This is a genomic window from Mesorhizobium sp. EU05-FHT14A09, assembly GCF_058790995.1.
This window is the reverse complement of sequence record NZ_JBYTDF010000003.1, coordinates 103,040-129,067: the sequence shown is the minus strand read 5'-3', so window position 1 is coordinate 129,067 and position 26,028 is coordinate 103,040. Positions and strand designations below refer to the sequence as shown.

Annotated in this window: 30 protein-coding genes; 11 read left to right on the top strand and 19 right to left on the bottom strand. The window is 62.7% G+C overall.

What is annotated here, in order from left to right; translation table 11 throughout:
* Window positions 1–24 precede the first annotated feature (24 nt).
* The 3 genes from AC3WTO_RS12205 (at window position 25) to AC3WTO_RS12195 (ending at window position 1,478) form a co-directional block, all read left to right on the top strand.
* Window positions 25–321: a YciI-like protein gene (locus AC3WTO_RS12205; RefSeq protein WP_492461005.1), complete on the top strand. Its 297-nt coding sequence runs from the start codon at window positions 25–27 to the stop codon at window positions 319–321.
* A gap of 72 nt (window positions 322–393) precedes the next feature.
* Window positions 394–819, top strand: coding sequence for an EVE domain-containing protein (locus AC3WTO_RS12200; RefSeq protein ID WP_239362381.1), 426 nt, complete (start codon window positions 394–396; stop codon window positions 817–819).
* A gap of 50 nt (window positions 820–869) precedes the next feature.
* Window positions 870–1,478: a class I SAM-dependent methyltransferase gene (locus tag AC3WTO_RS12195; protein WP_492461528.1), complete on the top strand. Its 609-nt coding sequence runs from the start codon at window positions 870–872 to the stop codon at window positions 1,476–1,478.
* Here the strand turns inward: AC3WTO_RS12195 and AC3WTO_RS12190 are convergent.
* Window positions 1,475–2,425 (bottom strand): LysR substrate-binding domain-containing protein, encoded by a 951-nt coding sequence (locus AC3WTO_RS12190; RefSeq protein ID WP_492461004.1) that lies wholly within the window; start codon window positions 2,423–2,425, stop codon window positions 1,475–1,477. The genes AC3WTO_RS12195 and AC3WTO_RS12190 overlap by 4 nt on opposite strands.
* A 134-nt stretch (window positions 2,426–2,559) precedes the next feature.
* Between AC3WTO_RS12190 and AC3WTO_RS12185 the strand changes: the two genes are divergently transcribed.
* Window positions 2,560–2,808, top strand: coding sequence for a hypothetical protein (locus tag AC3WTO_RS12185; protein WP_492461003.1), 249 nt, complete (start codon window positions 2,560–2,562; stop codon window positions 2,806–2,808).
* A 31-nt stretch (window positions 2,809–2,839) separates the two neighbouring features.
* Here AC3WTO_RS12185 and AC3WTO_RS12180 read toward each other — a convergent pair whose 3' ends face one another.
* Window positions 2,840–3,424 (bottom strand): L,D-transpeptidase family protein, encoded by a 585-nt coding sequence (locus AC3WTO_RS12180; RefSeq protein ID WP_492461526.1) that lies wholly within the window; start codon window positions 3,422–3,424, stop codon window positions 2,840–2,842.
* Between the two features lie 107 nt (window positions 3,425–3,531).
* Here AC3WTO_RS12180 and AC3WTO_RS12175 point away from each other — a divergent pair, with 107 nt between their 5' ends.
* The 3 genes from AC3WTO_RS12175 (at window position 3,532) to AC3WTO_RS12165 (ending at window position 5,443) form a co-directional block, all read left to right on the top strand.
* Window positions 3,532–4,215 carry a response regulator transcription factor gene (locus AC3WTO_RS12175; RefSeq protein WP_492461002.1) on the top strand — a complete coding sequence of 228 codons (684 nt, stop codon included), beginning with the start codon at window positions 3,532–3,534 and terminating at the stop codon, window positions 4,213–4,215.
* Window positions 4,216–4,447: 232 nt separating this feature from the next.
* On the top strand, window positions 4,448–4,903 hold the full coding sequence (locus AC3WTO_RS12170) for a cyclic nucleotide-binding domain-containing protein (RefSeq protein WP_492461001.1): 456 nt from the start codon (window positions 4,448–4,450) through the stop codon (window positions 4,901–4,903).
* 45 nt (window positions 4,904–4,948) lie between these two features.
* Window positions 4,949–5,443, top strand: coding sequence for a GNAT family N-acetyltransferase (locus AC3WTO_RS12165; protein WP_492461000.1), 495 nt, complete (start codon window positions 4,949–4,951; stop codon window positions 5,441–5,443).
* A 212-nt stretch (window positions 5,444–5,655) separates the two neighbouring features.
* Here the strand turns inward: AC3WTO_RS12165 and AC3WTO_RS12160 are convergent, their stop codons facing one another.
* The 6 genes from AC3WTO_RS12160 to tesB all read right to left on the bottom strand — a co-directional run bounded on the left by AC3WTO_RS12160 (window position 5,656) and on the right by tesB (window position 13,220).
* Complete coding sequence (locus AC3WTO_RS12160) at window positions 5,656–6,459, bottom strand: exodeoxyribonuclease III (RefSeq protein WP_492460999.1); 804 nt, start codon at window positions 6,457–6,459, stop codon at window positions 5,656–5,658.
* A 236-nt stretch (window positions 6,460–6,695) separates the two neighbouring features.
* Entirely contained in the window at window positions 6,696–7,385 is a 690-nt protein-coding gene (locus AC3WTO_RS12155) for an outer membrane lipoprotein carrier protein LolA (protein ID WP_492460998.1), read from the bottom strand.
* Between the two features lie 75 nt (window positions 7,386–7,460).
* Window positions 7,461–10,184 (bottom strand): DNA translocase FtsK, encoded by a 2,724-nt coding sequence (locus AC3WTO_RS12150; protein WP_492460997.1) that lies wholly within the window; start codon window positions 10,182–10,184, stop codon window positions 7,461–7,463.
* 250 nt (window positions 10,185–10,434) lie between these two features.
* Window positions 10,435–11,757 carry an ammonium transporter gene (locus AC3WTO_RS12145; protein ID WP_492460996.1) on the bottom strand — a complete coding sequence of 441 codons (1,323 nt, stop codon included), beginning with the start codon at window positions 11,755–11,757 and terminating at the stop codon, window positions 10,435–10,437.
* A 29-nt stretch (window positions 11,758–11,786) separates the two neighbouring features.
* On the bottom strand, window positions 11,787–12,125 hold the full coding sequence (locus AC3WTO_RS12140) for a P-II family nitrogen regulator (RefSeq protein ID WP_492460995.1): 339 nt from the start codon (window positions 12,123–12,125) through the stop codon (window positions 11,787–11,789).
* Between the two features lie 219 nt (window positions 12,126–12,344).
* Complete coding sequence (tesB, locus tag AC3WTO_RS12135; RefSeq protein ID WP_492460994.1) at window positions 12,345–13,220, bottom strand: acyl-CoA thioesterase II; 876 nt, start codon at window positions 13,218–13,220, stop codon at window positions 12,345–12,347.
* A 106-nt stretch (window positions 13,221–13,326) separates the two neighbouring features.
* Here tesB and AC3WTO_RS12130 point away from each other — a divergent pair, with 106 nt between their 5' ends.
* On the top strand, window positions 13,327–14,592 hold the full coding sequence (locus AC3WTO_RS12130) for a ubiquinone biosynthesis hydroxylase (RefSeq protein WP_492460993.1): 1,266 nt from the start codon (window positions 13,327–13,329) through the stop codon (window positions 14,590–14,592).
* Window positions 14,593–14,688: 96 nt separating this feature from the next.
* Complete coding sequence (locus AC3WTO_RS12125) at window positions 14,689–15,159, top strand: YbaK/EbsC family protein (RefSeq protein WP_492460992.1); 471 nt, start codon at window positions 14,689–14,691, stop codon at window positions 15,157–15,159.
* Between the two features lie 18 nt (window positions 15,160–15,177).
* On the opposite strand, the gene AC3WTO_RS12120 is transcribed toward AC3WTO_RS12125, so the two are convergent.
* Window positions 15,178–15,534 (bottom strand): YciI family protein, encoded by a 357-nt coding sequence (locus AC3WTO_RS12120; RefSeq protein ID WP_492460991.1) that lies wholly within the window; start codon window positions 15,532–15,534, stop codon window positions 15,178–15,180.
* Window positions 15,535–15,713: 179 nt separating this feature from the next.
* On the opposite strand from AC3WTO_RS12120, the gene AC3WTO_RS12115 reads away from it, so the two are divergent.
* On the top strand, window positions 15,714–16,139 hold the full coding sequence (locus AC3WTO_RS12115; protein ID WP_492460990.1) for an OsmC family protein: 426 nt from the start codon (window positions 15,714–15,716) through the stop codon (window positions 16,137–16,139).
* 28 nt (window positions 16,140–16,167) lie between these two features.
* Here AC3WTO_RS12115 and AC3WTO_RS12110 read toward each other — a convergent pair whose 3' ends face one another.
* The 9 genes from AC3WTO_RS12110 to AC3WTO_RS12070 all read right to left on the bottom strand — a co-directional run bounded on the left by AC3WTO_RS12110 (window position 16,168) and on the right by AC3WTO_RS12070 (window position 24,156).
* Entirely contained in the window at window positions 16,168–17,721 is a 1,554-nt protein-coding gene (locus tag AC3WTO_RS12110; RefSeq protein ID WP_492460989.1) for an MFS transporter, read from the bottom strand.
* A gap of 162 nt (window positions 17,722–17,883) precedes the next feature.
* On the bottom strand, window positions 17,884–18,990 hold the full coding sequence (locus tag AC3WTO_RS12105; protein ID WP_492460988.1) for an NAD(P)-binding domain-containing protein: 1,107 nt from the start codon (window positions 18,988–18,990) through the stop codon (window positions 17,884–17,886).
* A gap of 2 nt (window positions 18,991–18,992) precedes the next feature.
* Window positions 18,993–19,634, bottom strand: coding sequence for a YceH family protein (locus AC3WTO_RS12100; protein ID WP_492460987.1), 642 nt, complete (start codon window positions 19,632–19,634; stop codon window positions 18,993–18,995).
* A 13-nt stretch (window positions 19,635–19,647) separates the two neighbouring features.
* Window positions 19,648–20,427: a succinate dehydrogenase iron-sulfur subunit gene (locus AC3WTO_RS12095; RefSeq protein WP_379065363.1), complete on the bottom strand. Its 780-nt coding sequence runs from the start codon at window positions 20,425–20,427 to the stop codon at window positions 19,648–19,650.
* Window positions 20,427–20,867 carry a DUF3052 domain-containing protein gene (locus tag AC3WTO_RS12090; RefSeq protein WP_492460986.1) on the bottom strand — a complete coding sequence of 147 codons (441 nt, stop codon included), beginning with the start codon at window positions 20,865–20,867 and terminating at the stop codon, window positions 20,427–20,429. The genes AC3WTO_RS12095 and AC3WTO_RS12090 overlap by 1 nt, the downstream gene beginning before the upstream one ends.
* 2 nt (window positions 20,868–20,869) lie before the next feature.
* Entirely contained in the window at window positions 20,870–22,708 is a 1,839-nt protein-coding gene (sdhA, locus tag AC3WTO_RS12085; RefSeq protein WP_492460985.1) for a succinate dehydrogenase flavoprotein subunit, read from the bottom strand.
* Between the two features lie 4 nt (window positions 22,709–22,712).
* Window positions 22,713–23,108 (bottom strand): succinate dehydrogenase, hydrophobic membrane anchor protein, encoded by a 396-nt coding sequence (gene sdhD / locus AC3WTO_RS12080; RefSeq protein WP_492460984.1) that lies wholly within the window; start codon window positions 23,106–23,108, stop codon window positions 22,713–22,715.
* Between the two features lie 3 nt (window positions 23,109–23,111).
* A complete protein-coding gene (sdhC, locus tag AC3WTO_RS12075; protein WP_492460983.1) occupies window positions 23,112–23,516 on the bottom strand; it encodes a succinate dehydrogenase, cytochrome b556 subunit in 405 nt (134 codons plus the stop codon).
* 235 nt (window positions 23,517–23,751) lie between these two features.
* The gene (locus AC3WTO_RS12070; RefSeq protein ID WP_492460982.1) at window positions 23,752–24,156 is read right to left on the bottom strand and encodes a hypothetical protein; all 405 of its coding nucleotides are present in this window, start codon (window positions 24,154–24,156) and stop codon (window positions 23,752–23,754) included.
* A gap of 294 nt (window positions 24,157–24,450) precedes the next feature.
* On the opposite strand from AC3WTO_RS12070, the gene AC3WTO_RS12065 reads away from it, so the two are divergent.
* Window positions 24,451–24,801 carry a hypothetical protein gene (locus AC3WTO_RS12065; RefSeq protein ID WP_492460981.1) on the top strand — a complete coding sequence of 117 codons (351 nt, stop codon included), beginning with the start codon at window positions 24,451–24,453 and terminating at the stop codon, window positions 24,799–24,801.
* Here the strand turns inward: AC3WTO_RS12065 and AC3WTO_RS12060 are convergent.
* Window positions 24,785–26,008: a GGDEF domain-containing protein gene (locus AC3WTO_RS12060; protein WP_492460980.1), complete on the bottom strand. Its 1,224-nt coding sequence runs from the start codon at window positions 26,006–26,008 to the stop codon at window positions 24,785–24,787. The genes AC3WTO_RS12065 and AC3WTO_RS12060 overlap by 17 nt on opposite strands.
* Window positions 26,009–26,028: the final 20 nt, after the last annotated feature.

Sequence of the window (26,028 nt, the reverse complement as noted above, 5' to 3'; positions counted from 1 at the left end):
ACCGAAATCGACTGAGGAAGCACGATGCTGTTTGCGCTGATCTGCAAGGATAAACCCGCCCATCTCCAGGTTCGCCTCGATGCGCGCCCGGATCACGTCAACTTTCTCAACGGCTTGAACGCCGAAAAGAAGCTGGCCTTCGCCGGCCCCTTTCTCGACGCCGACGGCAAGCCGAACGGCAGCCTTGTCGTCGTCGAGGCAGCCGACCTGACCGCCGCAGAAGCGCTTGCCGCAGCCGACCCTTACGCGAAGGCCGGCCTGTTCGAGAGCGTCGACGTCAAGCCGTGGAATTGGGTCTTCAACAAGCCGGCCGAAGCCTGAGCCGGCAGGCAGGTCGCAGTAGGAACCTGCGAACAACAAAACCAGCTATTTCCGGGCAGCAGAGGGACCACGATGAACTATTGGCTCTTCAAATCCGAACCGTTCAAATTCTCCTTCGACATGCTGAAGGAGAAGGGCAAGGCCGGCACGCAATGGGACGGCGTGCGCAACTATGCCGCACGCAACAACATGAAGGCGATGCAGATCGGCGATCTCGGCTTCTTCTATCATTCCAACGAAGGGCTCAACATCGTCGGCATTGCCGAGGTCTGCGCACTGGCGCATCACGACACCACGACTGACGATCCGCGCTGGGAGTGCGTCGACATCCGCGCCGTCCGCGACGTGCCGACACCGCCGACGCTGGCGGACATCAAGAACAACCCGAAGCTGTCGGAAATGGCGCTGGTCAGGCTTGGCCGGCTGTCGGTGCAGCCGGTGACGCCGGAAGAGTGGAAGGAAGTCTGTCGCATGGGCGGCCTCAACCCCGCACCGTGACGCTGACGCCGCAAACCGCCGAACGCTTCATTCTCGACAACACGGCGCCGATGGCGCCGCCGCACGTGCCCGAAATCACGCTGCGCCTTGCTGACGAGGCGCATGATCTGTGGCGGCGCACCGAGGAAGAGCTTGCCGAAATCGGTCTGCCGCCACCATTCTGGGCCTTTGCCTGGGCCGGCGGGCAAGGTCTGGCACGCTACATACTCGACCATCCGGGGACAGTTCGTGGCCGCCGCGTTCTTGATTTCGCGTCAGGCTCGGGTCTCGTCGCCATCGCGGCGATGAGAGCTGTGGCGATTTCGGCCGAAGCCGCCGACATCGACCCTTTCTGCGAAACCGCGATCCGTCTCAATGCGATGGCGAATGATGTGGCAGTTGGTTTCAACGGCCAGGATCAGGTCGGCATTGACAGCGGCTGGGATGTGGTGCTCGCCGGCGACGTCTTTTACGAAAAGCCGTTCGCAGAGCGGCTGCTGCCATGGTTTTCCGCCCTGACGGCGCGTGGGGCCGACATCCTGATCGGGGATCCCGGCCGTGCCTATCTGCCCAAGACCGGCCTGGAACGGCTGGCAACCTATCAAGTGCCGGTAACGCGTGCGCTGGAGGATGCCGAGGTCAAGCGAACGACCGTCTGGCGCTTTGCCCAAGTCGGCTAGAAATCGTCCCACGGTCGCCGCGCGGTATCGACCAGAGGCGCATGCGCCTCGGCCAGGATCCAGTCCTTGAAGGCGACAATACGCGCATCCTGCGCCGACGCTTCCGGATAGACCAGGAAATAGGCGAATTCCGGCGGCACCTTGATGCCGAGCTCGAACGGTCGCACCAGGCGACCTTCCGACAGATCGTTGGCAACCATGGCGAAATCGGCCAGTGCCACGACGTTTCCGCCGGCGGCAGCGGCGATGGCATCCGTCGACGTCGTCATCACCACGGTGCGGCTGTCGTCAAAATCTTCCACCCCGGCCGCCGCCATCCACATGCGCCAGTTCGGCCAGACAATACCCTGGCGCACCCATTCGATGTGAACCAGCGTGTGTTTGAGCAGGTCGCGCGGTTCGTTGAGCGGCGGTCCCTGGCGCAGCAATTCGGGGCTGCAAACCGGAATGATGACGTTCTCGAACAGTCTCTCGGCATGAAGCCCCGGATATCTGCCGGTACCGAAGCGAACGCCGACATCGACATCGTCGCGATCGAAGTCGCGCACGTCATAGGTGATGTCGAAACGCAGATCGATGTCGGGATATAGCTTGCGGAAGCCATCGACACGCCGCAGCAACCAGCGCGTGGCGAATTCCGCACTGGCCGTCACCTTCAGCTGCGCCGCACCCCGCGAAAGTTTTTTTGCCTTGGTGACCGCCCTGTTGAGCGTTTCCAATGCATCTGCCGACGCATCCACCAGGGCAAGCCCGGCTTCAGTCAGACGGATGCTGCGGCTGGTGCGCGTGAACAGGATAAGGCCGAGCTGGTCCTCGATTTCCTTGATCTGGTAGCTGACCGCCGCTGGCGTCAACCCGAGTTCATCGGCGGCGCGGGTGAAGTTGAGATGCCGGCCGGCGGCTTCCAGCGTCCGCAGCGCACGGGTTCCAGGCAGCAGGCGGGACATGACTATCTTCAAGCGCCCCTTGATGATCTCCCAAGAACTACTCGTTTCCCCCTTGTGTTTCAATGCGAGATACTGGGGTCAGTCAAAAATTGCCAAGCGCAGCTTAAGCTTCGCTGCTTTGAAAGAATCTGGTCATGTCCGCTATTGTCCTGAAATCCCACCTGCCGCGCCCGAGCCGCATTCAGCCCGTGTTCGATTGGTTGCGTCAAGCTCGTGTCGCCGCATCGCTGCCGCTGCAGAACGCTGAAGCGCTTTCGGACTCCTATCTGCGCGACGTCGGCCTGCGCCGGGAAGATGTTGCCCGTACCGTCACCGAAGCGCCGCAGCGCCTTGGCCTGCTCGATCTCGGCTGGCAGGCGCCCCGGCAGCAGCGGCGTCGCTAAAGCGTTTTCCTGAATTGCGTTGAACGGGCGCTCAGCGCACCACCTTCACCACGGTCCGGTCCGACAGCAGCGGCAGCAGCCGCGCCATGGTCTGCGCGGTGACGGCGACGCAACCCTGCGTCGGCGTGAAGCCCGGCCGCGCCAGATGGAAGAAGATCGCGCTGCCGCGCCCGCGGCGGCGCGGCCGGATGTTCCAGTCAAGCACCAGACAGGCATCATAGAGCCGGTCATCCCGCTTCATCCGTTCATGGCTGGCGCCGTACGGGATCCTGACCGGCCGGTTGTAGTTGCGGTCGTCCGGCACTTCACACCAGCCGAGATCCGGGCCGATGGGCGCCATCCCGAGCCGCGTGCGTCGGGCGCCGGAAAACTGATCATTGCGAAAATAGCCCGACAGGATGCGCATAGCCGCAAGCGGCGTAGCGCCATCGCCTTCGCGCTTGTCCGACGAAATCCCGCCCTTGCCCAAGGCACAGGGAAACACAAGCCTTCCGGCCTGCAGAAGCCCCTTGGTGCCATCACCCGGCCGTGCCCGAACGACCAGTGTTCGAAGACCTGTGCGCAAGGATCGGCCCGCCGCATTGCGCACACGGTTTTTCGGGTATGATGGTGACATGGAACAAATTACCGTGATCGGCTGTTTAAGGCGACAACATCCGCATACACGGATGCCAGTCGACGACACACCTATCATTTTGTAGTTTTGAAACAACGGATTGATCCATGACTTCACGCACTATCCTTGTTGTCGACGACGACGAAGACCTCCGCACCACGCTGGCAGAGCAATTGTCGCTCTACGAGGAATTCGACGTCCTCCAGGAAACCAGTGCAGCGAAAGGCGTCGCCACGGCACGCAACGGCATGATCGACCTTTTGATCATGGACGTCGGCCTGCCGGACATGGATGGCCGTGAAGCGGTGAAAATCCTGCGCAAGGGCGGCTACAAGGCGCCGATCATCATGCTGACCGGGCACGATACGGATTCCGACACGATCCTCGGCCTGGAAGCCGGCGCCAACGACTACGTCACCAAGCCGTTCCGCTTCGCTGTCCTGCTTGCACGCATCCGGGCGCAGCTGCGCCAGCACGAGCAGAGCGAGGATGCCACCTTCACCGTTGGGCCTTACACCTTCAAGCCGAGCCAGAAGCTGCTGATCGACCAGCGCGGCGGCAAGGTGAGGCTGACGGAAAAAGAAGCCTCCATCATCAAGTACCTCTATCGCGCCGAGCAGAAGGTCGTGACGCGCGATGTGCTGCTCGAGGAGGTCTGGGGCTACAATTCCGGTGTCACGACCCACACGCTGGAAACCCACGTTTACCGGCTGCGCCAGAAGATCGAGCAAGACCCATCGAATGCGGCGATCCTTGTCACCGAAAGCGGTGGCTACAAGCTGGTTCCCTGACCAGCCTCTCGTCTTGGCGTGAGGCAAGGCACATGTACCTGTTTGCAAACGGCCGGGATTTTCCCGGCCGTTTCGCCATGGGCACGCTGCCTTTTGTCGAACCGCTCCCCTGTCCGAACAGATTCTGTTAAAGGCTCTATATTATTGGTCAATTAAGTGTAGTTGGCCGGATAGCGATTTGGGTGGGGTCGCGCAACGGAGGGAACGACCTGTCGGTCCGGGGACATAACTGATGGCGCTGGATGACGACATCCGCATCCTGTCCGCCGTGGGGCTCTTCGAGGGCTTCGCGCCGGAGCAGCTGCGCCTGCTCGCCTTCGGTGCCGAGACCACCTCGCTGCCGGCGGACAGGAAGCTCTATCGTGAAGAAGACGAGGCCGACTCGGCTTACGTCGTAATCAGCGGCCGCATTGCCCTCTACCGTGAAGCCGACAGCAATCATGTCGTCATCAGCACCGCGGGGCCTGGCGCGATCCTGGGCGAGCTGGCCTTGATTGCCGACACAAAACGCCTGACCAGCGCCTCCGCGGCGATCGATTCACAGGTTCTGCGTCTCAATCGCAAGATGTTCCGTCGCATTCTCGAGGAATACCCTGATCTTGCCGTGCAATTGCACCAGCGCATCGTCGAGGAATTGCAGGCACTGATCGAGCGGATCGAAGAGCTGGCACCGCGTTTCGGCGGCTAGGGACCTGCAAGGAAAGAGCGCAGTGCGCTCCGACGGAGACACCCTATGAGTGCGACCTTTCAACTTGTTCGCGCCAGCGTCGACGATCTGCCCTTCATCATGGCGACCGAGCGGCTGGATGGTTATGACCGGCTTGTCGGCCGCTGGGAGGAACAGCGGCACCGCGACGCCTTTGTCGATGGCAGCCACACCTATTTCATCGGCTATGATGGCCCGACGCCGATCGGTTTCGTCATGCTGCGGTTCTGGAATGCGGTCGAACGCACGACGCTGGTCCGTCGTGTTGCCGTCATCAGTCCTGGTCAGGGCCAGGGGCGGCGGCTGCTTGCCGCTGCCGTGGCACGCGCGTTCCAGGAGACCAATGTCCATCGCCTCGTCATCGGCCTGTTTCCGGACAATTTGCGTGCCCGGCGCATGTATGAGGCGATCGGTTTCCAAGCCGAGGGCATTTCACGTGGCAGCGCCTATTTCGACGGCGAATATCGCGACGAGCTTGTAATGTCGTTGCTACGCCCCGAATGGCACGCGGGCAACGGCTAGAGGCCCTCTTTACCAGCGGTCACTTGAGTGACCGTGCAGCGCACGCCAATTGCCCGTGTTCTTGCCGCGCCTGTTGGCGCGTAAGCTGGAGCGTTTCCGTTTATGGAAAGCGGAAACGCTCCAATTTTTTGGTTTTTCTCTGGCGGTCCGGATGGGCCGCGCCGGCGATTGAGGCATCATCCTGGAGGCGTCAGCGTCCAGGACCTCTGGCATCAGAGATCGAACCGGGCAATCACCGGCACGTGGTCGGACGGGCGCTCCCAGCCACGCGCCGTGCGCAGGATTTCATACCCCGTGAAAGCGGGCACCAGGTTGTTCGAGGACCAGATATGGTCGAGCCGGCGGCCGCGATCCGACGCCTGCCAGTCGGCGGCGCGATAGCTCCACCACGTATAGATCTTCTGATCAGCGGGCACATTCAGGCGCATCAGGTCGGCCCAGGCACCTTGCCTGCGCATGGCTTCGAAGCTTTCGGTCTCGACCGGTGTATGGCTGACGACGTTGAGCAGCTGCTTGTGCGACCAGACGTCGTGTTCGAGCGGCGCGATGTTGAGATCCCCGACCAGGATTGAGCCCACTCCGTCGTTTTCGTCGGCGCGGACATTGTTCATCTCTTGCACGAAATCGAGCTTGTGCCGGAATTTCGGATTGATCGCCGGATCGGGCTCGTCACCGCCGGCCGGCACGTAGAAATTGTGCAGCACGATCTTCTTGTCGCCGGCTTCGAAACGCACCGAAATATGCCGGCTATCCTCGATCTCGCAGAAGCGGCGCTTTTCCACGATCTCGATCGGCCGCCGCGAAACGGTGGCGACACCGTGGTAGCCTTTCTGTCCGTGGATGGCGATGTGCTCATAGCCGAGCTTGCGGAACGCATTCACCGGAAACAGCTCGTCCGGACATTTGGTTTCCTGCAGGCAGATGATGTCGGGATTGCGTTCGTCGACCAGCTGTTCGACCAGCGGCATGCGCAGCCGGACCGAGTTGATGTTCCAGGTTGCCAGGGTGAAAGCCATGCGTGTTCCGAACCCGTGCCCGTCAAGCCGGCGGGCCCAAGCCAAGGCATCATAGAGAAAAGATTGGCGCGGAACCTGCCAGCCCCGACAAGCAAAGACAAGTCGCCCGCGCAACAATCCCCGAATGCCCACCTTTCATGTGGACATTGCGAGTGGTCGCGGGGCCGGCTTTGCTCATTTTGCGGAGGACGACGCTCAAGCGCGGAGGTCGTGCCCGGATACGAGCAAATGCTTGCCTAGCGATTGCTGCCTTTGGTGTTGAGCTCGCGGTTGGCGGTGTAGTCGATCTTGAACGTGTCCGGCGCGAAGGAAACGCCTTCCCGTGTGTTGAAAATCATCACCGTCGTGTCCTTGCCCTGCGCGTCGGTGATCGTCCACTGGCGCAGCTCATAGGTCTTCGGATCGAACATCATGGTGATGGTCGAATTGCCGAACACCTGCTTGTCCGACAGCTTGATCGTGGTGAGGTCTTCTTCTTCCTTCACGGTCTTCACGCGGTCGCCGGACAGGTCGATCCGGTCTTCGAGCAGGAGCTTCAGCGGTGTCTTGGAAAGCGGATAGAGATCGGACGTCTGCAGCTTCTTGTTGAGCAGAACCACCGATTCGCCGTCCGAGATAACCTTGAAATTGTTGGCGCCGTCATAGTTGAATCGGATCTTGCCCGGACGTTCCAGGAAGAACTTGCCGCCGGTCTGCTCGCCTTTCGGTCCAAACTGCACGAATTCGCCCGTCATCGACTTCACGGCCGAGAAGTGATCGGCGATCTTCTGTGCGGCAGGCGGGACACTGGCCTGGGCAGCAGCCACGGGCATGAAGACCGGCACGGCATTGGCCGCGGCGGCACCCGCCACCATCAGGCCAAGCCCGAGCAACCGCCGCCGCGTCAGGGCGAGACCGGTTGTCGCTGCGAAGAGATCGTCTTTCATGCCGCTCACTCTCGTATCGTTGTTCCGGACAGGTGGTGAACCCTCAGTTGGGCTTTAGTTTGACCGTCCCTGCTGTCAGAACTTGTCTTCTTCCGTCGGCACCAGGATCTCGCGCTTGCCTGCGTGATTGGCTGCGCCGACGATGCCTTCCTGCTCCATCCGCTCGATGATCGAGGCCGCGCGGTTGTAGCCTATGCCGAGACGACGCTGGATGTAGCTGGTCGAAGCCTTGCCGTCGCGCAGCACCACCGCCACGGCCTGGTCGTATGGGTCGTCGGAATCATCGAGATTGCTGTTGCCGCCACCGGAGCCGCCGCGACCCGACGGTTCGTCATCGCCGTCCTCGTCGTCTTCGGTGATCGCATCGAGATATTCCGGCACGCCCTGCAACTTGAGGTGCTGCACCACCTTCTCGACTTCATCGTCGGCCACGAACGGACCGTGCACGCGCTGGATGCGGCCGCCGCCGGCCATGTAGAGCATGTCGCCCATGCCGAGCAGCTGTTCGGCACCCTGTTCACCGAGAATGGTGCGCGAGTCGATCTTCGACGTCACCTGGAACGAGATACGGGTCGGGAAATTGGCCTTGATCGTGCCGGTGATGACGTCGACCGACGGACGCTGCGTCGCCATGATGACGTGGATGCCGGCCGCGCGCGCCATTTGCGCAAGACGCTGCACGGCGCCTTCGATATCCTTGCCGGCAACCATCATCAGGTCGGCCATTTCGTCGATGATGACGACGATATAGGGCATCGGCTCGAGATCGAGATCCTCGGTCTCATAGATCGCCTCGCCGGTCTGGCGATCGAAACCGGTCTGGACGGTCCGCGAGATCTTTTCGCCCTTCTTGTCGGCCTGGGCGACGCGCTGGTTGAAGCCGTCAATGTTGCGCACGCCGACCTTGGACATCTTGCGGTAGCGATCCTCCATCTCGCGCACCGTCCATTTCAGCGCGACGACGGCCTTCTTGGGATCGGTGACGACAGGCGTGAGCAGATGCGGAATGCCGTCATAGACGGAGAGTTCCAGCATCTTCGGATCGATCATGATCAGGCGGCATTCCTCCGGCTTCAGCCGATAGAGCAGCGACAGGATCATGGTGTTGATGGCAACCGATTTACCCGAACCCGTGGTACCGGCGACCAGAACGTGCGGCATCTTGGCGATGTCAACGATGACGGGCTCGCCGTTGATGGTCTTGCCGAGAGCAAGCGCGAGCTTGGCCTTGCTTTCTTCGAAGTCGCGGCTGGCCAGGATCTCGCGCAGATAGACCATCTCGCGCTTGGCGTTGGGCAATTCGATGCCGATGGCGTTGCGGCCGGGCACGACGGCGACGCGTGCGGCGATCGCGCTCATCGAACGGGCGATATCGTCCGCCAGGCCGATGACCCGGCTCGACTTGATGCCGGGCGCCGGCTCCAGTTCGTAAAGCGTGACCACCGGACCGGGCCGGACATGGATGATCTCGCCCTTGACCCCGAAGTCCTCGAGCACACCTTCCAGCAGGCGGGCATTCTGTTCCAGCGCATCCTTCGACAGGCTTGGATCGCGGGCCACGCTCTTCGGTTCGGACAGGAAATGCAGCGACGGCATCTCGAAACTGCTGGAAGCGATCAGCGAGGTCTGGGCCTCGCGCTGGACACGTGCGCCCTGCGTCGGCCGAGGGGCCGGCGCCTCGACGCGCGTTGCGGCATCGGAGCGGAAATTGCGCACCTGAGTGTTGGATCCGGCTTGCGCACGCGGCGACGCCACCGGCTGGTCGTGCAGATAATCGTCTTCGTCGCGTTCGAAATCGGCTCCGCCGAAATCGCCATCGTCGAAATCATCCGTCTGGAACGGTGCCGCTGCTGGATCGACCGACGGGTGGCGTTCCTTGACCATCGCCGCAAAGAACTCGGGTTCGACTCGGGCGCGGCCGCTTGAGCTCATGCGGGCTTCGGCAAGTTCGGCCGATTCCACGCGTTCGGCCGCGCGGCGCCAGGCGCTTTCGCGCGACGGCATTTCGGCGAAGTCGAATTCGCCTTCCTCTTCGCGCCGGCGCGCGACGGCACGGCGATGGAGCCAGGCACGGAACGACAGCCACCAGTGGGTGACGGCGCCAAGCGCCAGCAACCCGCCATTGTCGTCGTCGTCCTCGTCGTTCTCGAACAGGATGGCGTCGCGGTCTTCTTCCTTCTCGCGACGCTTCGGCTCTGGTTCATCCATGACGGCAAAGCCGTTGGTGCGGGAAATCAGGGCAGCGCCATAGGCAAACAGCCACAGCGCGGGCGCGGCCAGCAGGACGGCAACGACGCTTGCGGCGACACCAGTCGGATAGCCACCAAGGAAGATCCCCGGCACCTTCAGCACCATGTCGCCGAAGACACCACCCAGACCGCTTGGCAACGGCCAGGTCTTGGGCGGCACGACGCAACCGGCCATGGCTGCGGCAAGCAGGGCGAAGCCAGACCACGAAATGCCGCGGCGCGGCATCTTGTCGACACCGCGGGCGGAGAACAGCAGGAAGCCCCAGATCACCGCCGGGACCAGCGCGGCAACGGCGGAGAGGCCAAAGAACTGGGTGGCAAGGTCGGAGAATACCGCGCCGGGATATCCCATCGCGTTGGTCACCGGATTGTCGGTGGCATGCGAGAAGGACGGATCAGCAACGTTCCACGTCGCCAGCGCGGCCACGCCGAAAGCGACGAAAACAAACAGCGCACCGCCGACAAGCCGGCCGGCCTGGCGGCGCAGGAACGCCTGGAAGCCGTGCCCGGTGCCAGTCATCGCGAGCGGTGCCGATGCCCCTGAACGCATGAATTTCCCCGTCTGTCGTTGCCTGGGCCGGACGCAGGACGCACTCCGGCAGATTCGGAACCCAGACTATCGAGGCGATGGTTAAGGCGGCATTAACTATGCGGGGCAAGGCAGGATCTTTGGTGACACCATGCCTACACGACACAAAAAAGGGCCCGGATCGCTCCGGGCCCAAGTGACGTGAGCGCGTTCGCAGCGGCCCACGACGGGATGATTTTGTCAGGCGGACGAAGCCACCGCGATGTGACGTTTACTGAACCACCTCGCCATGCTGGGTTACGTCCAGCCCTTCGATCTCTTCCTGCTTGCTCGGACGCAGGCCGACCAACGCCTTGACCACATAGAGGATGACGAAGGTGGCGACCGCGGCCCAGACGATGGTGAAGACGATGCCGTAGAGCTGCTTGAGCACCGAGGCATCCTTGCCGAGCGCGTTGATGGCAGGGTCGGCGAAGACGCCGGTGAGCAGCGCGCCGACGATGCCACCGACACCATGCACGCCGAAGGCATCGAGCGAGTCGTCATAGCCCAGGGCATGCTTGAGCTTTACGGCCGCGAAATAGCAGACGATGCCCGCGGCGATACCGATGAGGAAGGCACCGGTCGGATTGACGAAGCCGGAAGCCGGTGTCACCGCGACGAGGCCGGCAACGACGCCGGAGATGATGCCGAGCACCGACGGCTTCTTGGCAACCAGCCATTCGGTGAACATCCAGGCGAGGCCGGCTGCAGCGGCAGCGACCTGCGTGTTGACCATGGCGGCACCGGCAAGACCGTCGGCAGCGAGCTCTGAACCGGCATTGAAACCAAACCAGCCCACCCACAGCAGCGCGGCGCCGATCACCGCATAAACGAGGTTGTAGGGCGCCATGTTGACCGAGCCGTAGCCCTCACGCTTGCCCAACACCAGCGCGCAGACGAGGCCCGCGACACCGGCATTGATGTGCACCACCGTGCCACCGGCAAAGTCGAGCACGCCGGCGGAGCCAAGGAAACCGCCGCCCCATACCCAATGGGCGACCGGCGCGTAGACGACCAGAAGCCATAAGCCGCTGAACAGCAGCAGTGCCGAGAACTTCATGCGTTCGGCGAATGCGCCGGCGATCAGCGCCGGCGTGATGATCGCGAAGGTCATCTGGAACATCGCGAAAACATACTCAGGGATGTTGGCGACACCCGGTGCCCACAATGACGAGACCGTGATGCCCTGGAACAGGACTTTCGAGAAGCCGCCGACATAGGCGTTGAGCGAACCGCCATCCGAGAATGCCAGCGAATAGCCCGCCACGAACCACAGCACGGTGACCAGACAGCAGATCGCGAAGCTCTGCATTACCGTGGCCAGCAGGTTCTTCTTGCGCACCATGCCGGCATAGAACAGGGCGAGACCCGGAATGGTCATCATCAGCACCAACGCCGTGGAGGTCAGCATCCAGGCGGTGTTGCCGGTGTCGAGCGTGGGGGCGGGCGCGGCAGGTGCCGCTTCCTGCGCATAGGCAACGGTTGCGGCAAGCAGGCCGGCCAGCGCGGCCAGCGGCATTGCCGCCCTCTTCAGGCTAGGAAGATTGTTCATCGATCTCTCCATAACGATGCGTGACCCGCTCACAGCGCGTCGGTGTCTGTTTCGCCGGTGCGGATACGCACGGCCTGGTCGATGCCGAAGACGAAGACCTTGCCGTCGCCGATCTGGCCGGTCTTGGCGGCGCTGGTGATCGCCTCGATGGCCCGGTCGACGAGGTCGGTCGAAACGGCGACCTCGATCTTGATCTTGGGAAGGAAGGAGACGGCGTACTCCGCTCCGCGATAGATTTCGGTATGCCCCTTCTGACGCCCGTAGCCTTTGACTTCGGTGACGGTCAGACCCTGGATGCCGACGGCGGTGAGCGCTTCGCGCACCTCGTCGAGCTTGAACGGCTTGATGATGGCCATCACGATTTTCATCAGGATTCGCCCTTTGTTCGTTGCGTCCCCGCGTTCCACGCGACATCACCGGCCTCGACATGGGCCGGCGAGTGCCCATGGCAATTCAAGCTCCGTGCCAAATGCCGAAACGGATATCTAACATATTGAAAACAAAAGAATTGGGGTCGTCACAGCCAAACCGGTCGCGTTTGGCGCGTACGATTAATGCCTATAAATTAGGCAAAAAGTATTGAATGCCTATTCTGAAGGCGATCGTTTCAGGCGGATCAGCCCTTCCTGCGCCACGGAGGCAATCAGCGTCCCGTCACGCGCAAACAGCGAGCCTCGCGTGAAACCACGAGCGCCCTGTGTCGATGGGCTGTCCTGCGCGTAGAGGATCCAGTCGTCGATCGGGTGGCTGCGGTGGAACCACATCGAATGATCGAGACTGGCCGCCTGGATATCGCGATCGAAGATGGCCCGGCCGTGTGCGAAGGTCGAGGTATCGAGCAAGGTCATGTCCGACAGATAGGCCAGAACGGCGGCTTGCAATGCGCGATCGTTCGGAACGGGTCCGGTCGTACGGATCCAGATGTTCTGTTTCGGCTCCAGTTGCTCGCGGCTGGTGTAGTGCTTGAGCATGATCGGGCGCATCTCGATCGGCCGCTCACGCTGCCAGTAGCGCTTGATTCCTTCCGGCACCGCTTCGCCGAACTTCTCAAGCAGGTCGCGCTGCGTCATCAGCGTGTCCGGCTCCGGCACATCGAGCGGCATCGGGATCTGGTGTTCGAGGCCGCCTTCATCCAGCTGGAATGAGGCTTCCAGCGAGAAGATAGCGTGGCCGTGCTGGACCGCCACCACGCGCCGCGTGGTGAAGGACGAACCATCACGAATACGATCGACCTCGTAGATGATCGGCAGCTTGGTGTCGCCCGGCCGCATGAAATAGCCATGCAGCGAATGCACATGCCGGTCCGGTTCAACGGTACGCTGCGCCGCCACCAGCGCCTGCGCGATCGTCTGGCCTCCGAAAACACGCTGCCAGTCTGTCTGGGGGCTGCGACCTCGGAACAGGTTGTCTTCCAGCTTCTCCAGGTCGAGAATGCCAAGAAGTTCGTTCATGGCTTGCGTCATGCGGCCGTTCCTCGCAATTGTCGGCGCGGTTTCGGACAGCGGCGACGGGCAGTCAAGGCATAAAGCGGGCATACCCTGGAACGCCCAGGTGGGAAAGGCAGCTGGAATGGCAACGAAACAAGCGCAGGAAGCACTGGAAAGCACGCGGCTCGACGTGCTGGTTGCCGGCGCGGGCTATGTCGGCCTCGCCGCCGCCGTTTCGCTCAAGCAGGCTCGGCCCAGCCTGCGCATTGCCGTCGTCGATGCCGCTCCGGCCGGCATCTGGCAGAAGGACGGCCGCGCCTCGGCAATAGCCGCCGCGGCCTGCCGCATGCTCGACCAGCTCGGCGTCTGGGCCGAGATCGCGCCGCAGGCGCAGGCGATCACCGAAATGATCATCACCGATTCGCGCACGGCGGATCCGGTGCGCCCGACCTTCCTCACCTTCGACGGCGAGGTCGCCCCCGGCGAACCTTTTGCCCACATGGTCGCCAACCGCGATCTCAACGGCGCGCTGCGCCGCCAGGCCGAGCGGCTGGGCATCGACCTGATCGAAGGCGTCGCCGTGCAGTCCTTCGACACCAGCACCACCGGCCTGACCGTTCATCTGGCCGACGGCGCCACCCTGCTTGCACGCCTGTTGATCGCCGCCGATGGCGTCAACTCCAGGCTCCGCGACATGGCCGGCATCAAGACGGTGCGGTGGGAATACGGCCAGTCCGGCATCGTCTGCACCGTCGCGCATGAACGGCCGCACAACGGCCGCGCCGAGGAGCATTTCCTCCCGGCGGGACCTTTCGCCACCTTGCCGCTGAAACCGGACAAGGACGGCACCAATCGCTCCTCCATTGTTTGGGTGGAGCGCACCAAGGACGCCGACAAGCTCGTCGGTGGCGACGACCTCGTTTTCGAGATGGAGCTGGAACAGCGCTTCGGGCTGAAGCTCGGCGAAATCCGTGCCGTGGACAAACCGCGCGCCTGGCCGCTGGGGCTGACGCTTGCTCGCGCCTTCGTTGCGCAGCGCCTCGCGTTGGCAGGTGATGCCGCTCACGGCATCCATCCGATCGCAGGACAGGGACTCAATCTCGGCTTCAAGGATGTTGCCGCGCTCGCCGAGGTGATCGTCGAGGCCGACCGGCTTGGCCAGGATATCGGCGCACTCGATGTCCTCGAACGCTACCAGCAATGGCGCCGGTTCGACACCATGCAGATGGGCGTCACCACCGATGTGCTGAACCGGCTGTTTTCCAACGACATCGCGCCGCTGCGCGCGGTGCGCGATATCGGCCTCGGCCTTGTCGAACGCATGCCCCGCCTGAAGGATTTCTTCATCCGGCAGGCTTCTGGCCTGGCCGATGGAACGCCGCGCCTGCTGAAAGGCGAAGCGATATAGGCCTCAGGTCTCAGGACCAATCGATATCGTGGCTGGCCGCTACGACACGGAAGCACTCCGGTTGCCTGCCCGCCAGGCCATCCCTATGGTTCCGGCATGAGCCTCGATTCCGTCCGCGCCTTTTTCGCCGCCAAAGCCCCCGATATCGATGTCATTGTCACCGAAGCAAGTTCGGCAACGGTGGCGCTGGCGGCCGAGGCCCATGGCGTGGCGCCCGACCAGATCGCCAAGACGATTTGCCTGCGGGTCGGCGACACGGCGATGCTGGTGGTTGCCGCTGGCACCGCACGCCTCGACAACCGCAAGTTCAAGGACCGCTTCGGCGGCAAGGCACGCATGCTGGAGGCCGATGAGGTCGTGGCGCTGACCAGCCATCCGATTGGCGGCGTTTGCGCCTTCGGCCTGCCATCGCCATTGCCGGTGTATTGCGATGTTTCGCTGAAGGCTTTTGATGAAGTGGTCCCAGCTGCCGGCGCCACAAATGCCGCCGTGCGGCTTGCTCCCGAGCGCATGGCGGCGCTCGTCGGCGCCGAGTGGGTCGATGTCTGCCAGCCGCCCGCGGCCTAGGATCGATGCCTTGCCGCGCTAAGGCTGTGCAATGTCGTAGATAGCGCGCACCTCGATCATGCCCATCTCCGCCAAGGGGATCTCGGCGGCGAGCGCCAGCGCTTTTTCGAGATCGTCCGCTTCGACCAGGATGAAGCCCAGCAATTGTTCCTTGGTTTCGGCGAATGGACCGTCTGTGACCAATATCCTGCCCTTGCGCTTGCGCACCACCTTTGCCGTCTTCACCGATTGCAACGCCTCGGCGGCGATCAGATGGCTGCTGTTTTCCAGCACCTTGTCGTAGGCAAGCGAGTCGGCATTGAGTCTCCGGGAGGCTTCGGCGGACAACGCCCGCAGCGCTGCTTCCTCGTGGTAGACCAGACACAGATATTTCATCGTTCATGTCCCCATTGTGGTGCGCACCGATACGGCGCCAACCCAAGGACGGCCCAGCCCGCGCATGACCGACATTCCTGGCCAATGTTTACGGGCGTATCCGACGGGCAAGGATGTTGTGGTCTTGTCAGCTTGCGGCGTTATAGTCGTGCCTCTCAAGTCCCAGCAGGAGAAAGACCATGGATCGCACCGCAACAGCCGTCTGGAAAGGCAACCTCAAGGAAGGTGGCGGCACGATCGACACCCAGAGCGGCGCACTCAAGGGCACGCCCTATTCGTTCAAGATGCGCTTCGAGGACGAAAGCGGCAAATCCGGCACCAACCCTGAGGAACTGATCGCGGCCGCTCACGCCGGTTGCTACGCCATGCAGCTCTCGCATTTCCTGGCCGAGAATGGCACGCCGGCCGCCAAGCTGGACGCGAAGGCTGCGGTGAAACTCATCCCCGGCACCGGCATCACCGAGAGCAACCTCACGCTGGTTGCCGACGTTCCCGGCATCGACGACGCCAAATTCCAGGAACTGGCCGCCAAGGCCAAGGCGGAATGCCCGGTTTCGCGCGCGCTCGGCGCCATCAAGGTTGGCCTGGACGCAAAGCTCGCCTGAACCGGCGGGGCCGTGTTGGTCCTCCGGGCTATGCGGCCTTTTGCAAAGCGGCCGATTGCGGCTCGTCGGATGGCTTGCTCGGGCCATCCTTGCGGAACATCAACAGCATCACGACAGCCGCGACAACGGTCAGCACCGTCGAGATCGTCGCGGTCACCTCGAAGCTGCTGGTGAAGGCGCTGCGGGCTACGGCCAGCAACGCATCGGCGAGCCCGCTTGGCAGTTGCGGCGCAATCGCAACCGCGCCGCCCAGCGTATCGCGCGCTGTCTCCGCAGCCTCTTCCGGCACACCGACCGGTATTCCGCTCACCATCGCCCCGCGATAGATCGCCATGCCAATGCTGCCGAGCACGGCAATGCCAAGCACACCGCCGAATTCCGCACCGGTTTCCGAAAGCGCGCCGGCAGCACCTGCACGTTCAGGTGGTGCTGCGCCCACGATCAGATCGGTGGTCAGCGTAAAGACAAGACCGAGTCCCAGCGACATGACGATGGTCGAGGCGACCACCATCGTCAGCGGATGACCGTTGCCGATCTGGGTGAGCAACAGGAAGGCTAGCGCCGCGAGAGCCAGGCCAGCCGCAATGACGCGCGGCGCCGGAATGCGCGCAACGATCCATGAACTCATCATCGACGAAACGACGAACCCGACGGACGATGGCAATGTCCACAAGCCTGCCTTCAGCGGCGACAACCCGATCACCAGCTGCAGATATTGGGCCGTGAAGACGAAGGACCCGAACGCCACGAAACAAGCAACGACATTCACGATCAGCGCAGCACTGAATGGACGCGAGCGAAACAGGCTGAGATCGAGCAGAGGATCGGCAAGGCGGCGCTGCCGCGCCACGAAGGCCGCACCGATGGCGAGCCCCGCCAGGATCGCCGCGACCGGCAGCCAGGCGAGGCCGTCGGAAGCGATCTGTTTCAGGCCGTAGACCATGGCCAGCACAGCAACCAGCGAAAGCGCCGCGCTGGTGACGTCGAGCCGACCGGCGCCGGGGTCGCGGTATTCGGGCAGCAGGATCGGCCCGACGATCAGAAGCAGCACCATGACCGGAACCGCCAGCAGGAACACCGAGCCCCACCAGAAATACTCGAGCAGCGCGCCACCAAGCAGTGGCCCGATGGCGGCGCCCACCGAGTAGCTGGTCGCCCAGATCGAAATGGCGAAGGTGCGCTCACCGGCGTCATGGAACATGTTGCGAATGAGCGAAAGCGTCGATGGCGCCAGCGTGGCGCCGGCAATGCCCAGAAGCGCGCGCGCCGCGATCAACATTTCGGCCGAGGTCGAAAAAGCGGCAATCACCGAGGCAATGCCGAAGAGGACGGCACCGGCCAGCAATACCTTGCGTCGGCCGATGCGGTCGCCGAGCGTGCCCATGGTGATCAGCGAACCGGCGATCAGGAAGCCATAGATATCGACGATCCACAGCAACTGCACGGCACTCGGCTTCAGGTCCGCGACCAGATGCGGCACGGCCAGATTGAGCACTGTCAAATCCATCGTGTAAAGCAGGCAAGGCAGAGCAAGTGCCACCAGCCCGATCCATTCCCGGCGTGTCGCTTTCTGATCCGGCATTTACCCCTCCATCGCCCTCGGCGGCAGACGTGCCGGCGCGGCGTGTATTTGCCAAGACCCTTATAGAGGGAGCACCGGTAGCCGGTTCAAGAGCGCGACTTGTTGCTGCTGACACATCTCGCCACTGAAATCAGGGCATGTCAGAGGGCTACCGGCTTCAGGTCAGGCGAGGCTGAGATAGGTTGTCAGTTCGCGGGCAGCGGCACCCCCGGCGCGATTGGCGCCAATGGTGGAAGCCGAAGGTCCGTAGCCGACCAGATGGATACGCGGGTCTTTCTGGACCTGCGTCGCCAGGCGGCCAGCCATGACGATGCCGCCATTGTCCTCGCGCAATTGCAGCGGCGCGAGGTGATCGAGCGCGCTGCGGAAGCCCGTTGCCCAGAGGATGACGTCCGCCTTCTGCTCGGTTCCATCGGACCAGCGAACGCCGTCTTCGGTGATCTCGTCGAACATCGGCAGGCGCTTCAAGACACCACGACCTTGGGCGGCGCGTAGGGCCGAGGTTAGCGAAATGCCGGTAACGGAAACCACCGATCCGGGAACCAGGCCACGCCGGACCCTGTCTTCGACCGCAGCAACGGCAGCGCGGCCATCTTCCGGCGTGAAGGGCTGTTCCCGGAACTGCGGCGCGCGACGGGTGACCCAGGTCGTGCTGGTCACTTGCGAGATTTCGTCGAGATGCTGCAAAGCCGAAATGCCACCACCGACCACGACGACGTGCTTTCCCGCGAACTCCTCGGCGCCGCGGTAGTCGTGGGTGTGGAGCTGCTGCCCTCGGAACAGGCCAGCGCCGGGATAGGCCGGGATGACCGGATTTTCCCATGTCCCCGTAGCGTTGATGATGCCGCGCGCCGAGAACGTCTCGCGGTTTGTCTCGATCCGCAGCCGTCCGGACCGATCGCAGACGACTTTAACGGTAACAGGCCGGTAGACGGGCAGGTTGAATTTGCGCTCGTAGCTGGCGAAATATTCGGGCACCGCGACCGAAGCCCTGACGTCACCGTCTCCCGTGTCGACAGCTTCGGAAAATTGCATGCCCGGCAAGTCATGCACCCGGTTGACGGTGCTGAGCGTCAGCGAGGGCCAGCGATGCTGCCAGGCACCACCGGGCGTCGGGTTGCTGTCGAGCACCAGGAATTGCCGACCGATAGCCAGCCCCAGCTTGCCGAGGTGGTAGGCGGAAGACAGGCCGGCCTGTCCGGCGCCGATGACGACGATATCGACCTTGAAACTGACGTGTGTCGAAGCGTCGGCGCGCGGCTCAGACACGCCTAGGCACCTGCTGCATCGAGCCGGCCCTTGAGGGCCGCCACTTCCTCTTCCAGAAGCCGGATACGCTCCTCGAGTTCCGAAACGGCTGAGGTCGCCATGCTGGGCGCACGGCTGGTCGCAATCACGGCACTGACCTCGACGTCCCCGGAAAGCAGATGTGCAAAACGGTCTTCGCGCTGGCCAGGGGCCCGCCCGATTTCCTTGACCAGGGGCGGGCGGCGGCCGATCAGCATGTCGAGCTCGCCGCGAACGGCGTCGGCATCAGCGAAATTGGCCATGCGCTCCGCGCGCGCCTGCAGTTCGTACACCGTCTGCGGACCGCGCAGCAGAAGCAGGCCGATCAGCGCACTCTGATTGCGGGTCAGCGAAAACTTCTGCGCCATCTGATGCTCGTAGCGCTCGACACGCGATGCGAATTGCTGGCGCACCAGGCCTTTGGCCTGCAGCGTGCTCAGCGTACGCATGATCTCGACCATCTCCAGCGCCATCACCGGCTCGCGCGAGGTCTTCTGGTTGGCGGCGGCCACCAGCGCATTCGACGTCATCGGATAGACGTCGGGGGTGAGTTCTTTCTTCTCGATCAGGCAACCGAGAACACGAGCCTCGGCCGGTGTGAGATGCGGAAGATCTTCTGCGGTCATATGCGCTGTCGCCTCAGACTCGCCGCTCCACCATCATCTTCTTGATCTCGGCGATCGCCTTGGCCGGGTTCAAACCCTTGGGGCAAGTCTGCGCGCAGTTCATGATGGTGTGGCAGCGATAGAGCCGGAACGGATCCTCGAGATTGTCCAGGCGCTCGCCCGTGGCTTCGTCTCTGGAATCGATCAGCCAGCGATAGGCCTGCAGCAGCGTTGCCGGGCCGAGATAGCGATCGCCGTTCCACCAGTAGCTCGGGCACGAAGTCGAGCAGCAGGCGCACAGGATGCACTCATAGAGCCCGTCGAGCTTCTGGCGATCTTCATGGCTCTGCAGCCATTCCTTGGCCGGCTCCGGGGAAACCGTCTTCAGCCATGGCTCGATCGAGCGGTGCTGGGCGTAGAAATTGGTGAGATCGGGAACAAGATCCTTCACCACCGGCATATGCGGCAGCGGATAAACCTTCACAGCGCCGGAGATGTCGTCGCAGCCCTTGGTGCAGGCCAGCGTGTTGGAGCCGTCGATGTTCATGGCGCAGGAGCCGCAGATGCCTTCGCGGCAGGAACGGCGCAGCGTCAGCGTCGGGTCGATCTTGTTCTTGATGTAGAGCAGCGCGTCGAGAACCATCGGTCCGCAATCGTCCATGTCGACGAAATAGGTGTCGATGCGCGGATTCTCGTCGTCGTCCGGCGACCACCGGTAGATGCGGTATTCGCGCAGGTTCGTCGCGCCTTCCGGCTTCGGCCAGGTCTTGCCCGGCTTGACCTGCGAATTCTTGGGGAGTGCGAGTTCGACCATTACCTGCGGTCCTTTCGGATGACGAGCTTCAGCCCGGACCAGATTTCATCGATTGCCGCGACCTTGACGTCGACCAGATCGAGCTTGAGCGCTTCGGCGCGTATCACGTCCTCGGTCACATCGGTCGGCACCTTGGATGCCTTTTTCGGCCAAGACACCCAGATCATGCCGTCACGCTTGATCGCGGCCTGCAACTGAGTGAGTGACACCTCGACCTCGTCGCGTTGCCTGGTGAAGGCATGCACCACATCGCAGCCTGCATCGGCCTCGATGTCCCGCCAGGCGGCGAAATGCTTCACCGTGACAAATCGGACTGCTTCGCCCAGCCACGCCAACTGCTCCGGCAAGGCCAGGAAGGCGGCGTGCATGCCGTCCTTCAGCCCCAGCTTCGCCGCCAGCGGCGTACCGGAATAGCCAGCCGTGGCCAGCGCCGCACCCATCGTCAGTAAACCCGCGCCTTTGGCGCGATCTTTGCCGGGTCGATGCCGCCCTTGTCCAGCGGCAGCGTGGTTTCGGTGTGCACCCCGCGATAGGTCAAAGTTACTTTGCCATCCTCGCTGACCTTGGCCAGCGTGTGCTTGCGCCAGTTGCCATCGTCACGCGCCGAGAAGTCCTCCCGAGCATGCGCACCGCGGCTTTCCTTGCGCGCCTCGGCGCCATAGACGGTGGCGATGGCGTTGGCCATCAGGTTTTCCAACTCCAGCGTCTCGACCAGGTCCGAATTCCAGATCATCGAGCGGTCGAAGACCTTGATATCCTTCAATTCGCCCCAGATGGCGGAGATGCGCTTGCAGCCCTGCTCCAGCGACTCCTGCGTGCGGAACACGGCAGCGTCTTCCTGCATGGCACGCTGCATCTTGTCGCGCAGTACCGCTGTCGGTGTACCGCCATTGGCGTGGCGGAGCCGGTCGAACCGATCCATGATCTTTTCGAGCGACTTCGGATTGGCCGACGGCACGGCGGAGGTGCGGTCCACCACCTGGCCAGCGCGGATCGCGGCTGCACGGCCGAACACCACGAGATCGATCAGCGAGTTGGAGCCGAGACGATTGGCGCCATGCACGGAAGCGCAGCCGGCCTCGCCAACGGCCATCAGGCCTGGCGATACCCGGTCCTGGTTTTTCGCCGTCGGGTTCAGCACCTCGCCCCAATAATTGGTCGGCACGCCGCCCATATTGTAGTGCACGGTCGGCAGCACCGGGATCGGCTCGCGCGTCACGTCAACGCCCGCGAAGATCTTGGCCGATTCCGAGATACCCGGCAGGCGTTCGTGCAGAACGGCCGGATCGAGATGGTCGAGATGCAGGAAGATGTGATCCTTCAGCTTGCCGACGCCGCGCCCCTCGCGGATTTCCAGCGTCATGCAGCGCGAAACGACGTCGCGGGAGGCGAGATCCTTCGCCGAAGGCGCATAACGCTCCATGAAGCGTTCGCCTTCCGAGTTGACCAGATAGCCACCCTCGCCGCGTGCACCCTCCGTGATCAGGCAGCCTGCGCCGTAAATGCCGGTCGGATGGAACTGCACGAACTCCATGTCCTGCAACGGCAGGCCGGCGCGCACGGCCATGCCGCCGCCGTCACCGGTGCAGGTGTGCGCCGAGGTAGCCGACAGATAGGCGCGGCCGTAGCCGCCGGTCGCCAGCACCACCATCTTGGCGGAGAAGCGATGGATGGTGCCGTCGTCGAGGTTCCAGGCAACGACACCGGTGCAGGTGCCGTCATCGTCCATGATCAGGTCGAGCGCGAAATATTCGATGAAGAACTGCGCGTTGTTCTTCAGCGACTGGCCATAGAGCGTGTGCAGGATGGCGTGGCCGGTGCGGTCAGCCGCCGCGCAGGTGCGCTGCACGGGCGGACCGTCGCCGTAGTTCATCATATGCCCGCCGAACGGGCGCTGGTAGATCTTGCCTTCCTCGGTCCGCGAGAACGGCACGCCATAGTGCTCGAGTTCATAGACTGCGGCGGGTGCCTCGCGAACCATATATTCCATGGCATCGACGTCGCCGAGCCAGTCCGAACCCTTGACGGTGTCATAGAGATGCCACTGCCAGCTGTCTGGACCCATGTTCTGCAGCGAAGCGGCGATGCCGCCCTGCGCCGCCACCGTGTGCGAGCGGGTCGGGAAGACCTTGGTGATGCAGGCCGTGCGAAGGCCCTGCTCGGCCATGCCGAGCGTGGCACGCAGACCGGCGCCACCGGCGCCGACGATCACCACGTCGAACTTGTGGTCCACATAGGTATAGGCGGAGCCAACGCTGCCGCTTTTTGCGTCCTTGGCCAAAGCGTCAGCCTCCGAATGCCAGTTTGAGCAGGGCGAAGATCGAAACCACGCCGACCGCGACTGTGAAGAAAGTGTTGAGGATCAGCAGCGTCAGCTTTCTGCCTTCGCTGGTGACATAGTCCTCGATGATGACCTGCATGCCGAGCCGCATGTGCACGAGCCCGGAAATCAGCACCAGGATCATAACCAGCGAAACGAAGGGGTTGGCGAGAGCCGCGCGGACTTCCTCATAGGATGCGCCGTTGTTGACGATGAGGAAGCCGACGAAGAACAGCAGCAACGGGACGTTGGCGACCGCCGTCAGGCGCTGGCGCCAGAAATGCATTGTGCCTTCATGCGCCGAACCAAGGCCGCGCACCTTGCCGAGCGGCGTACGCATGTTGGTTTTGTTCGCGCTCATCGCTCAGCCTCCCCGGACCATGTAGCCGACGACCCAGATCAGGATCGTCAGGATCGCCGAGCCGACCAGTGTCGCCCATGCGATCTTCGACGCGGTGTGTTTTTCCAGGCCCGCGCCGGTGTCCCATACGAAATGGCGGATGCCGCCAAGCATGTGATGCATCAGCGCCCACGTGTAGCCAAGCAGCACCAGCTGGCCAAACCAGGAGCCGAAGACGGCGTTGACGAACTCGAAATAGGACTGCGGACCGGCCGCTGCCGTCAGCCACCAGGCGACCAGCAACGTGCCGAAATACAGCGCACCGCCGGTAATGCGGTGCACGATCGACATCGTCATGGTGATCGCTGGCCGGTAGATCGTGAGATGCGGCGAAAGCGGTCTGTCGCGGGTGGCTGGTGAGTGGCTCATGGCTTCCCCGTTCGGCACCCGTCACGGCGATGCAAACGCGGCATCAACGCTTCGGAATGCGACTATGGACAGCGGCGTTCTAAAACGCTTTTTGCACCGCGTCAAAGCCAGAAAATCGTTTCGGAAAAGTCATTTAGTCTGACGAATAGCGGTGCCGCCGCCTTTAACCGATTGAACTTCCTCGCGACTGCGAATGCCACTACCCGACTGGCCTATCGGATGCCGCCCGAAAGGATCAGCGCCGGCAGGCGACCGGGGTTGCGTTGGCTTTCATGACCAGTGCTTCGCGCCCGTCGATCACGATCGCGTCATGGTTAATGCCGAAGCGGCTGTTCTGGCCTGCCGGCACCGCAGGCAGTTCTTCATTGACGCCATCGGAGCCCATGACGCGGATCGCCGTGCCGATGTTTTCCACGGTCATCCTGCCACCATCGGCGCAGTTATAGGTCGCCATGCGCGGCTGTGGCGTATCTTTTTCGACCAGCGTGGTCGCGGTTTGGGAGCTCGGCGCATTCGGTGCGGCGGAGGCGGCTGCGATCAGCTGCCCCTGCGCGGTGCTGGCATTCGGGCCGGGTTTGCCCGGCTGCGAAACACAACCGGCCAGCGCCAGCAGCACGACCAGAGCGTTTCCGTTTTTCACGGAAACGCGGAAACGCTCTAATATTTTGTTTTTGCGCAATTCCGGACGGAAAACCGCTACGCACTTTTCCTGGAATTGCTCCAGGGTGGGCTTCGCCCGGGTAATTCGGCGTAGCGCCATGAGAATCCTCCAGTTGGCCAACCTAGTCGCGATCGTCCCGGCCGATCAAGCCATGATATTAACCATGTTAAGCAAAGCCGTTGCCTGGACGCGCCTCACCCCCTTAACAAAGGTTAAGAAAAGGTTAATTCTGCGATTCGAGGAGGCACCCTCGTTTCCGAATGGAGGAGCGCCATGCATTTGACCCGCAAGATCTGCGCCGGTCTCGTACTCGCTGTAGCGACCTGCGGTCATGCGCTGCCCGCGTTGGCCTGGTCGAGTCAACATGATCGTGCCTATGCCGATTCCTTTGGCAACCTCGTGATCGACAGCGCGACGGGCTACAAACGCATCCTCGTCGGTGAGGGCGCCATGGCCAAGAAGATGGCCGACTACACCAGTGCTGGCCAACCCAGGGTGCTTTATCTCGACCGCGTCGGCTCTGGCGAGCGCGACTGCTATCGTCCACCGGCCTTCGTAAAAGGCCGTTCCTATATGTACGGCCTCGCCGACGGTGAAATGCCGGAAATCAGTCCCTGCCGTTGAAGCCGTTGCCCAGCGGCTTGCCGTTGGGCTTCGCAACGACCGTGAGAGGACCCGAAGCGACACGGACCTGGTCACGACCGCCCTTCTTTGCCCCGTAGAGGGCTTCATCCGCTCTGCGCATCAGTTCGGAAAGGGTTTCGCCCGGCCGCAGTTCGGCAACGCCGAAGCTTGCCGTACAGCGATAGGACAATGGCAGCCCCTTGATCGGCAGCGCACCGAAGGCGCTGCGCGCACCTTCCGCGAACAGCCGCGCGGCGGCAAGATTGGTACCTGGCAGCATCACCGCGAACTCTTCGCCGCCGAGACGCGCGGCGAGATGACTCTGGCCGGCCGCGTCGCGCAGGAAACCGGAAAAGGTTTCGATGACGCGATCGCCGCAGGCATGGCCGAAATTGTCGTTGACCAGCTTGAAATGATCGAGATCGGCGATGACCAGCGATACCGGCAGGCCTTGGCGGGTGCCCTCGCGCAGCGCGGTTTCGGCATGACGCTCGAACCCACCACGATTGAGCAGGCCGGACAGCGTGTCGGTCTCGGATTTCGAGGTGGCCTCGGAGAGAACGTCACGCACCAGGATGACCAGAAGCAGCAGGGCAAGCGCGATCGCGAACACCGTGCCCAACGACTGCGAAACCATCGCATAATTCGTTTGCAGATAGGCCTGCGGGTCGGCGCCCCAACCACCCAGCGCATGGGCGATCAGCGGCTTCGACGCAAACTGCAGGGCGCTTGCCACGAGAACCACCATCAGGATGATGTCGAGCTTCTCGCGCCGTTGCCTGGACGACCAGACGATCCAAAATCCGATCAGCTGTGCTGCCGCATAGGGAAACTGGTAGGCCATCATGCGCGGGAAGGAGTTCCGGGGCAGATCCTGCACGAAATAGACGATCACCGAAGTGGCCAGCAGGAACGCGGCCATGAAGCGCCAGGGTGGCGTTATGCCGTATTTGTATGCCAGCCCGATGTTGAAGATGAGCGTTGCGGCAAGGAACACGGCAAAGGCCGCCACCACCGGCGGCGTCGCATAGTTGAAAGCGGGGATAGAGAATTCGACGACGAAATAGGCCATGCCGACGGCATAGCCCAGCGCCAGCCAGCGTGCGGCGACACGACGCGTGTCATAGGCGGCAACAGTCATGAAGGCCGCTGCCAGCAGGCCAGCGACGAAAAGGTTGATCGCCAGGATGAAGTTCGCACCACTCATCGCGACAAATCTATCCGCAG

Bases quoted from the DNA above. Each gene is read 5' to 3' on its own strand.
- AC3WTO_RS12125 (WP_492460992.1), top strand. From the start codon at position 14,689: ATGAGCCTCGATTCCGTCCGCGCCTTTTTCGCCGCCAAAGCCCCCGAT.
- AC3WTO_RS12095 (WP_379065363.1), bottom strand. From the start codon at position 20,427: ATGGTCGAACTCGCACTCCCCAAGAATTCGCAGGTCAAGCCGGGCAAG.
- AC3WTO_RS12115 (WP_492460990.1), top strand. From the start codon at position 15,714: ATGGATCGCACCGCAACAGCCGTCTGGAAAGGCAACCTCAAGGAAGGT.
- sdhD (WP_492460984.1), bottom strand. From the start codon at position 23,108: ATGAGCGCGAACAAAACCAACATGCGTACGCCGCTCGGCAAGGTGCGC.
- AC3WTO_RS12200 (WP_239362381.1), top strand. From the start codon at position 394: ATGAACTATTGGCTCTTCAAATCCGAACCGTTCAAATTCTCCTTCGAC.
- AC3WTO_RS12155 (WP_492460998.1), bottom strand. From the start codon at position 7,385: ATGAAAGACGATCTCTTCGCAGCGACAACCGGTCTCGCCCTGACGCGG.
- AC3WTO_RS12100 (WP_492460987.1), bottom strand. From the start codon at position 19,634: ATGACCGCAGAAGATCTTCCGCATCTCACACCGGCCGAGGCTCGTGTT.
- sdhC (WP_492460983.1), bottom strand. From the start codon at position 23,516: ATGAGCCACTCACCAGCCACCCGCGACAGACCGCTTTCGCCGCATCTC.
- AC3WTO_RS12180 (WP_492461526.1), bottom strand. From the start codon at position 3,424: ATGTCACCATCATACCCGAAAAACCGTGTGCGCAATGCGGCGGGCCGA.
- AC3WTO_RS12130 (WP_492460993.1), top strand. From the start codon at position 13,327: ATGGCAACGAAACAAGCGCAGGAAGCACTGGAAAGCACGCGGCTCGAC.
- AC3WTO_RS12110 (WP_492460989.1), bottom strand. From the start codon at position 17,721: ATGCCGGATCAGAAAGCGACACGCCGGGAATGGATCGGGCTGGTGGCA.
- AC3WTO_RS12145 (WP_492460996.1), bottom strand. From the start codon at position 11,757: ATGAACAATCTTCCTAGCCTGAAGAGGGCGGCAATGCCGCTGGCCGCG.
- AC3WTO_RS12120 (WP_492460991.1), bottom strand. From the start codon at position 15,534: ATGAAATATCTGTGTCTGGTCTACCACGAGGAAGCAGCGCTGCGGGCG.
- tesB (WP_492460994.1), bottom strand. From the start codon at position 13,220: ATGACGCAAGCCATGAACGAACTTCTTGGCATTCTCGACCTGGAGAAG.
- AC3WTO_RS12195 (WP_492461528.1), top strand. From the start codon at position 870: ATGGCGCCGCCGCACGTGCCCGAAATCACGCTGCGCCTTGCTGACGAG.
- AC3WTO_RS12175 (WP_492461002.1), top strand. From the start codon at position 3,532: ATGACTTCACGCACTATCCTTGTTGTCGACGACGACGAAGACCTCCGC.
- AC3WTO_RS12140 (WP_492460995.1), bottom strand. From the start codon at position 12,125: ATGAAAATCGTGATGGCCATCATCAAGCCGTTCAAGCTCGACGAGGTG.
- AC3WTO_RS12165 (WP_492461000.1), top strand. From the start codon at position 4,949: ATGAGTGCGACCTTTCAACTTGTTCGCGCCAGCGTCGACGATCTGCCC.
- AC3WTO_RS12170 (WP_492461001.1), top strand. From the start codon at position 4,448: ATGGCGCTGGATGACGACATCCGCATCCTGTCCGCCGTGGGGCTCTTC.
- AC3WTO_RS12065 (WP_492460981.1), top strand. From the start codon at position 24,451: ATGCATTTGACCCGCAAGATCTGCGCCGGTCTCGTACTCGCTGTAGCG.
- AC3WTO_RS12160 (WP_492460999.1), bottom strand. From the start codon at position 6,459: ATGGCTTTCACCCTGGCAACCTGGAACATCAACTCGGTCCGGCTGCGC.
- AC3WTO_RS12205 (WP_492461005.1), top strand. From the start codon at position 25: ATGCTGTTTGCGCTGATCTGCAAGGATAAACCCGCCCATCTCCAGGTT.
- AC3WTO_RS12190 (WP_492461004.1), bottom strand. From the start codon at position 2,425: ATGTCCCGCCTGCTGCCTGGAACCCGTGCGCTGCGGACGCTGGAAGCC.
- AC3WTO_RS12150 (WP_492460997.1), bottom strand. From the start codon at position 10,184: ATGCGTTCAGGGGCATCGGCACCGCTCGCGATGACTGGCACCGGGCAC.
- AC3WTO_RS12185 (WP_492461003.1), top strand. From the start codon at position 2,560: ATGTCCGCTATTGTCCTGAAATCCCACCTGCCGCGCCCGAGCCGCATT.
- AC3WTO_RS12060 (WP_492460980.1), bottom strand. From the start codon at position 26,008: ATGAGTGGTGCGAACTTCATCCTGGCGATCAACCTTTTCGTCGCTGGC.
- AC3WTO_RS12090 (WP_492460986.1), bottom strand. From the start codon at position 20,867: ATGGGTGCGGCGCTGGCCACGGCTGGCTATTCCGGTACGCCGCTGGCG.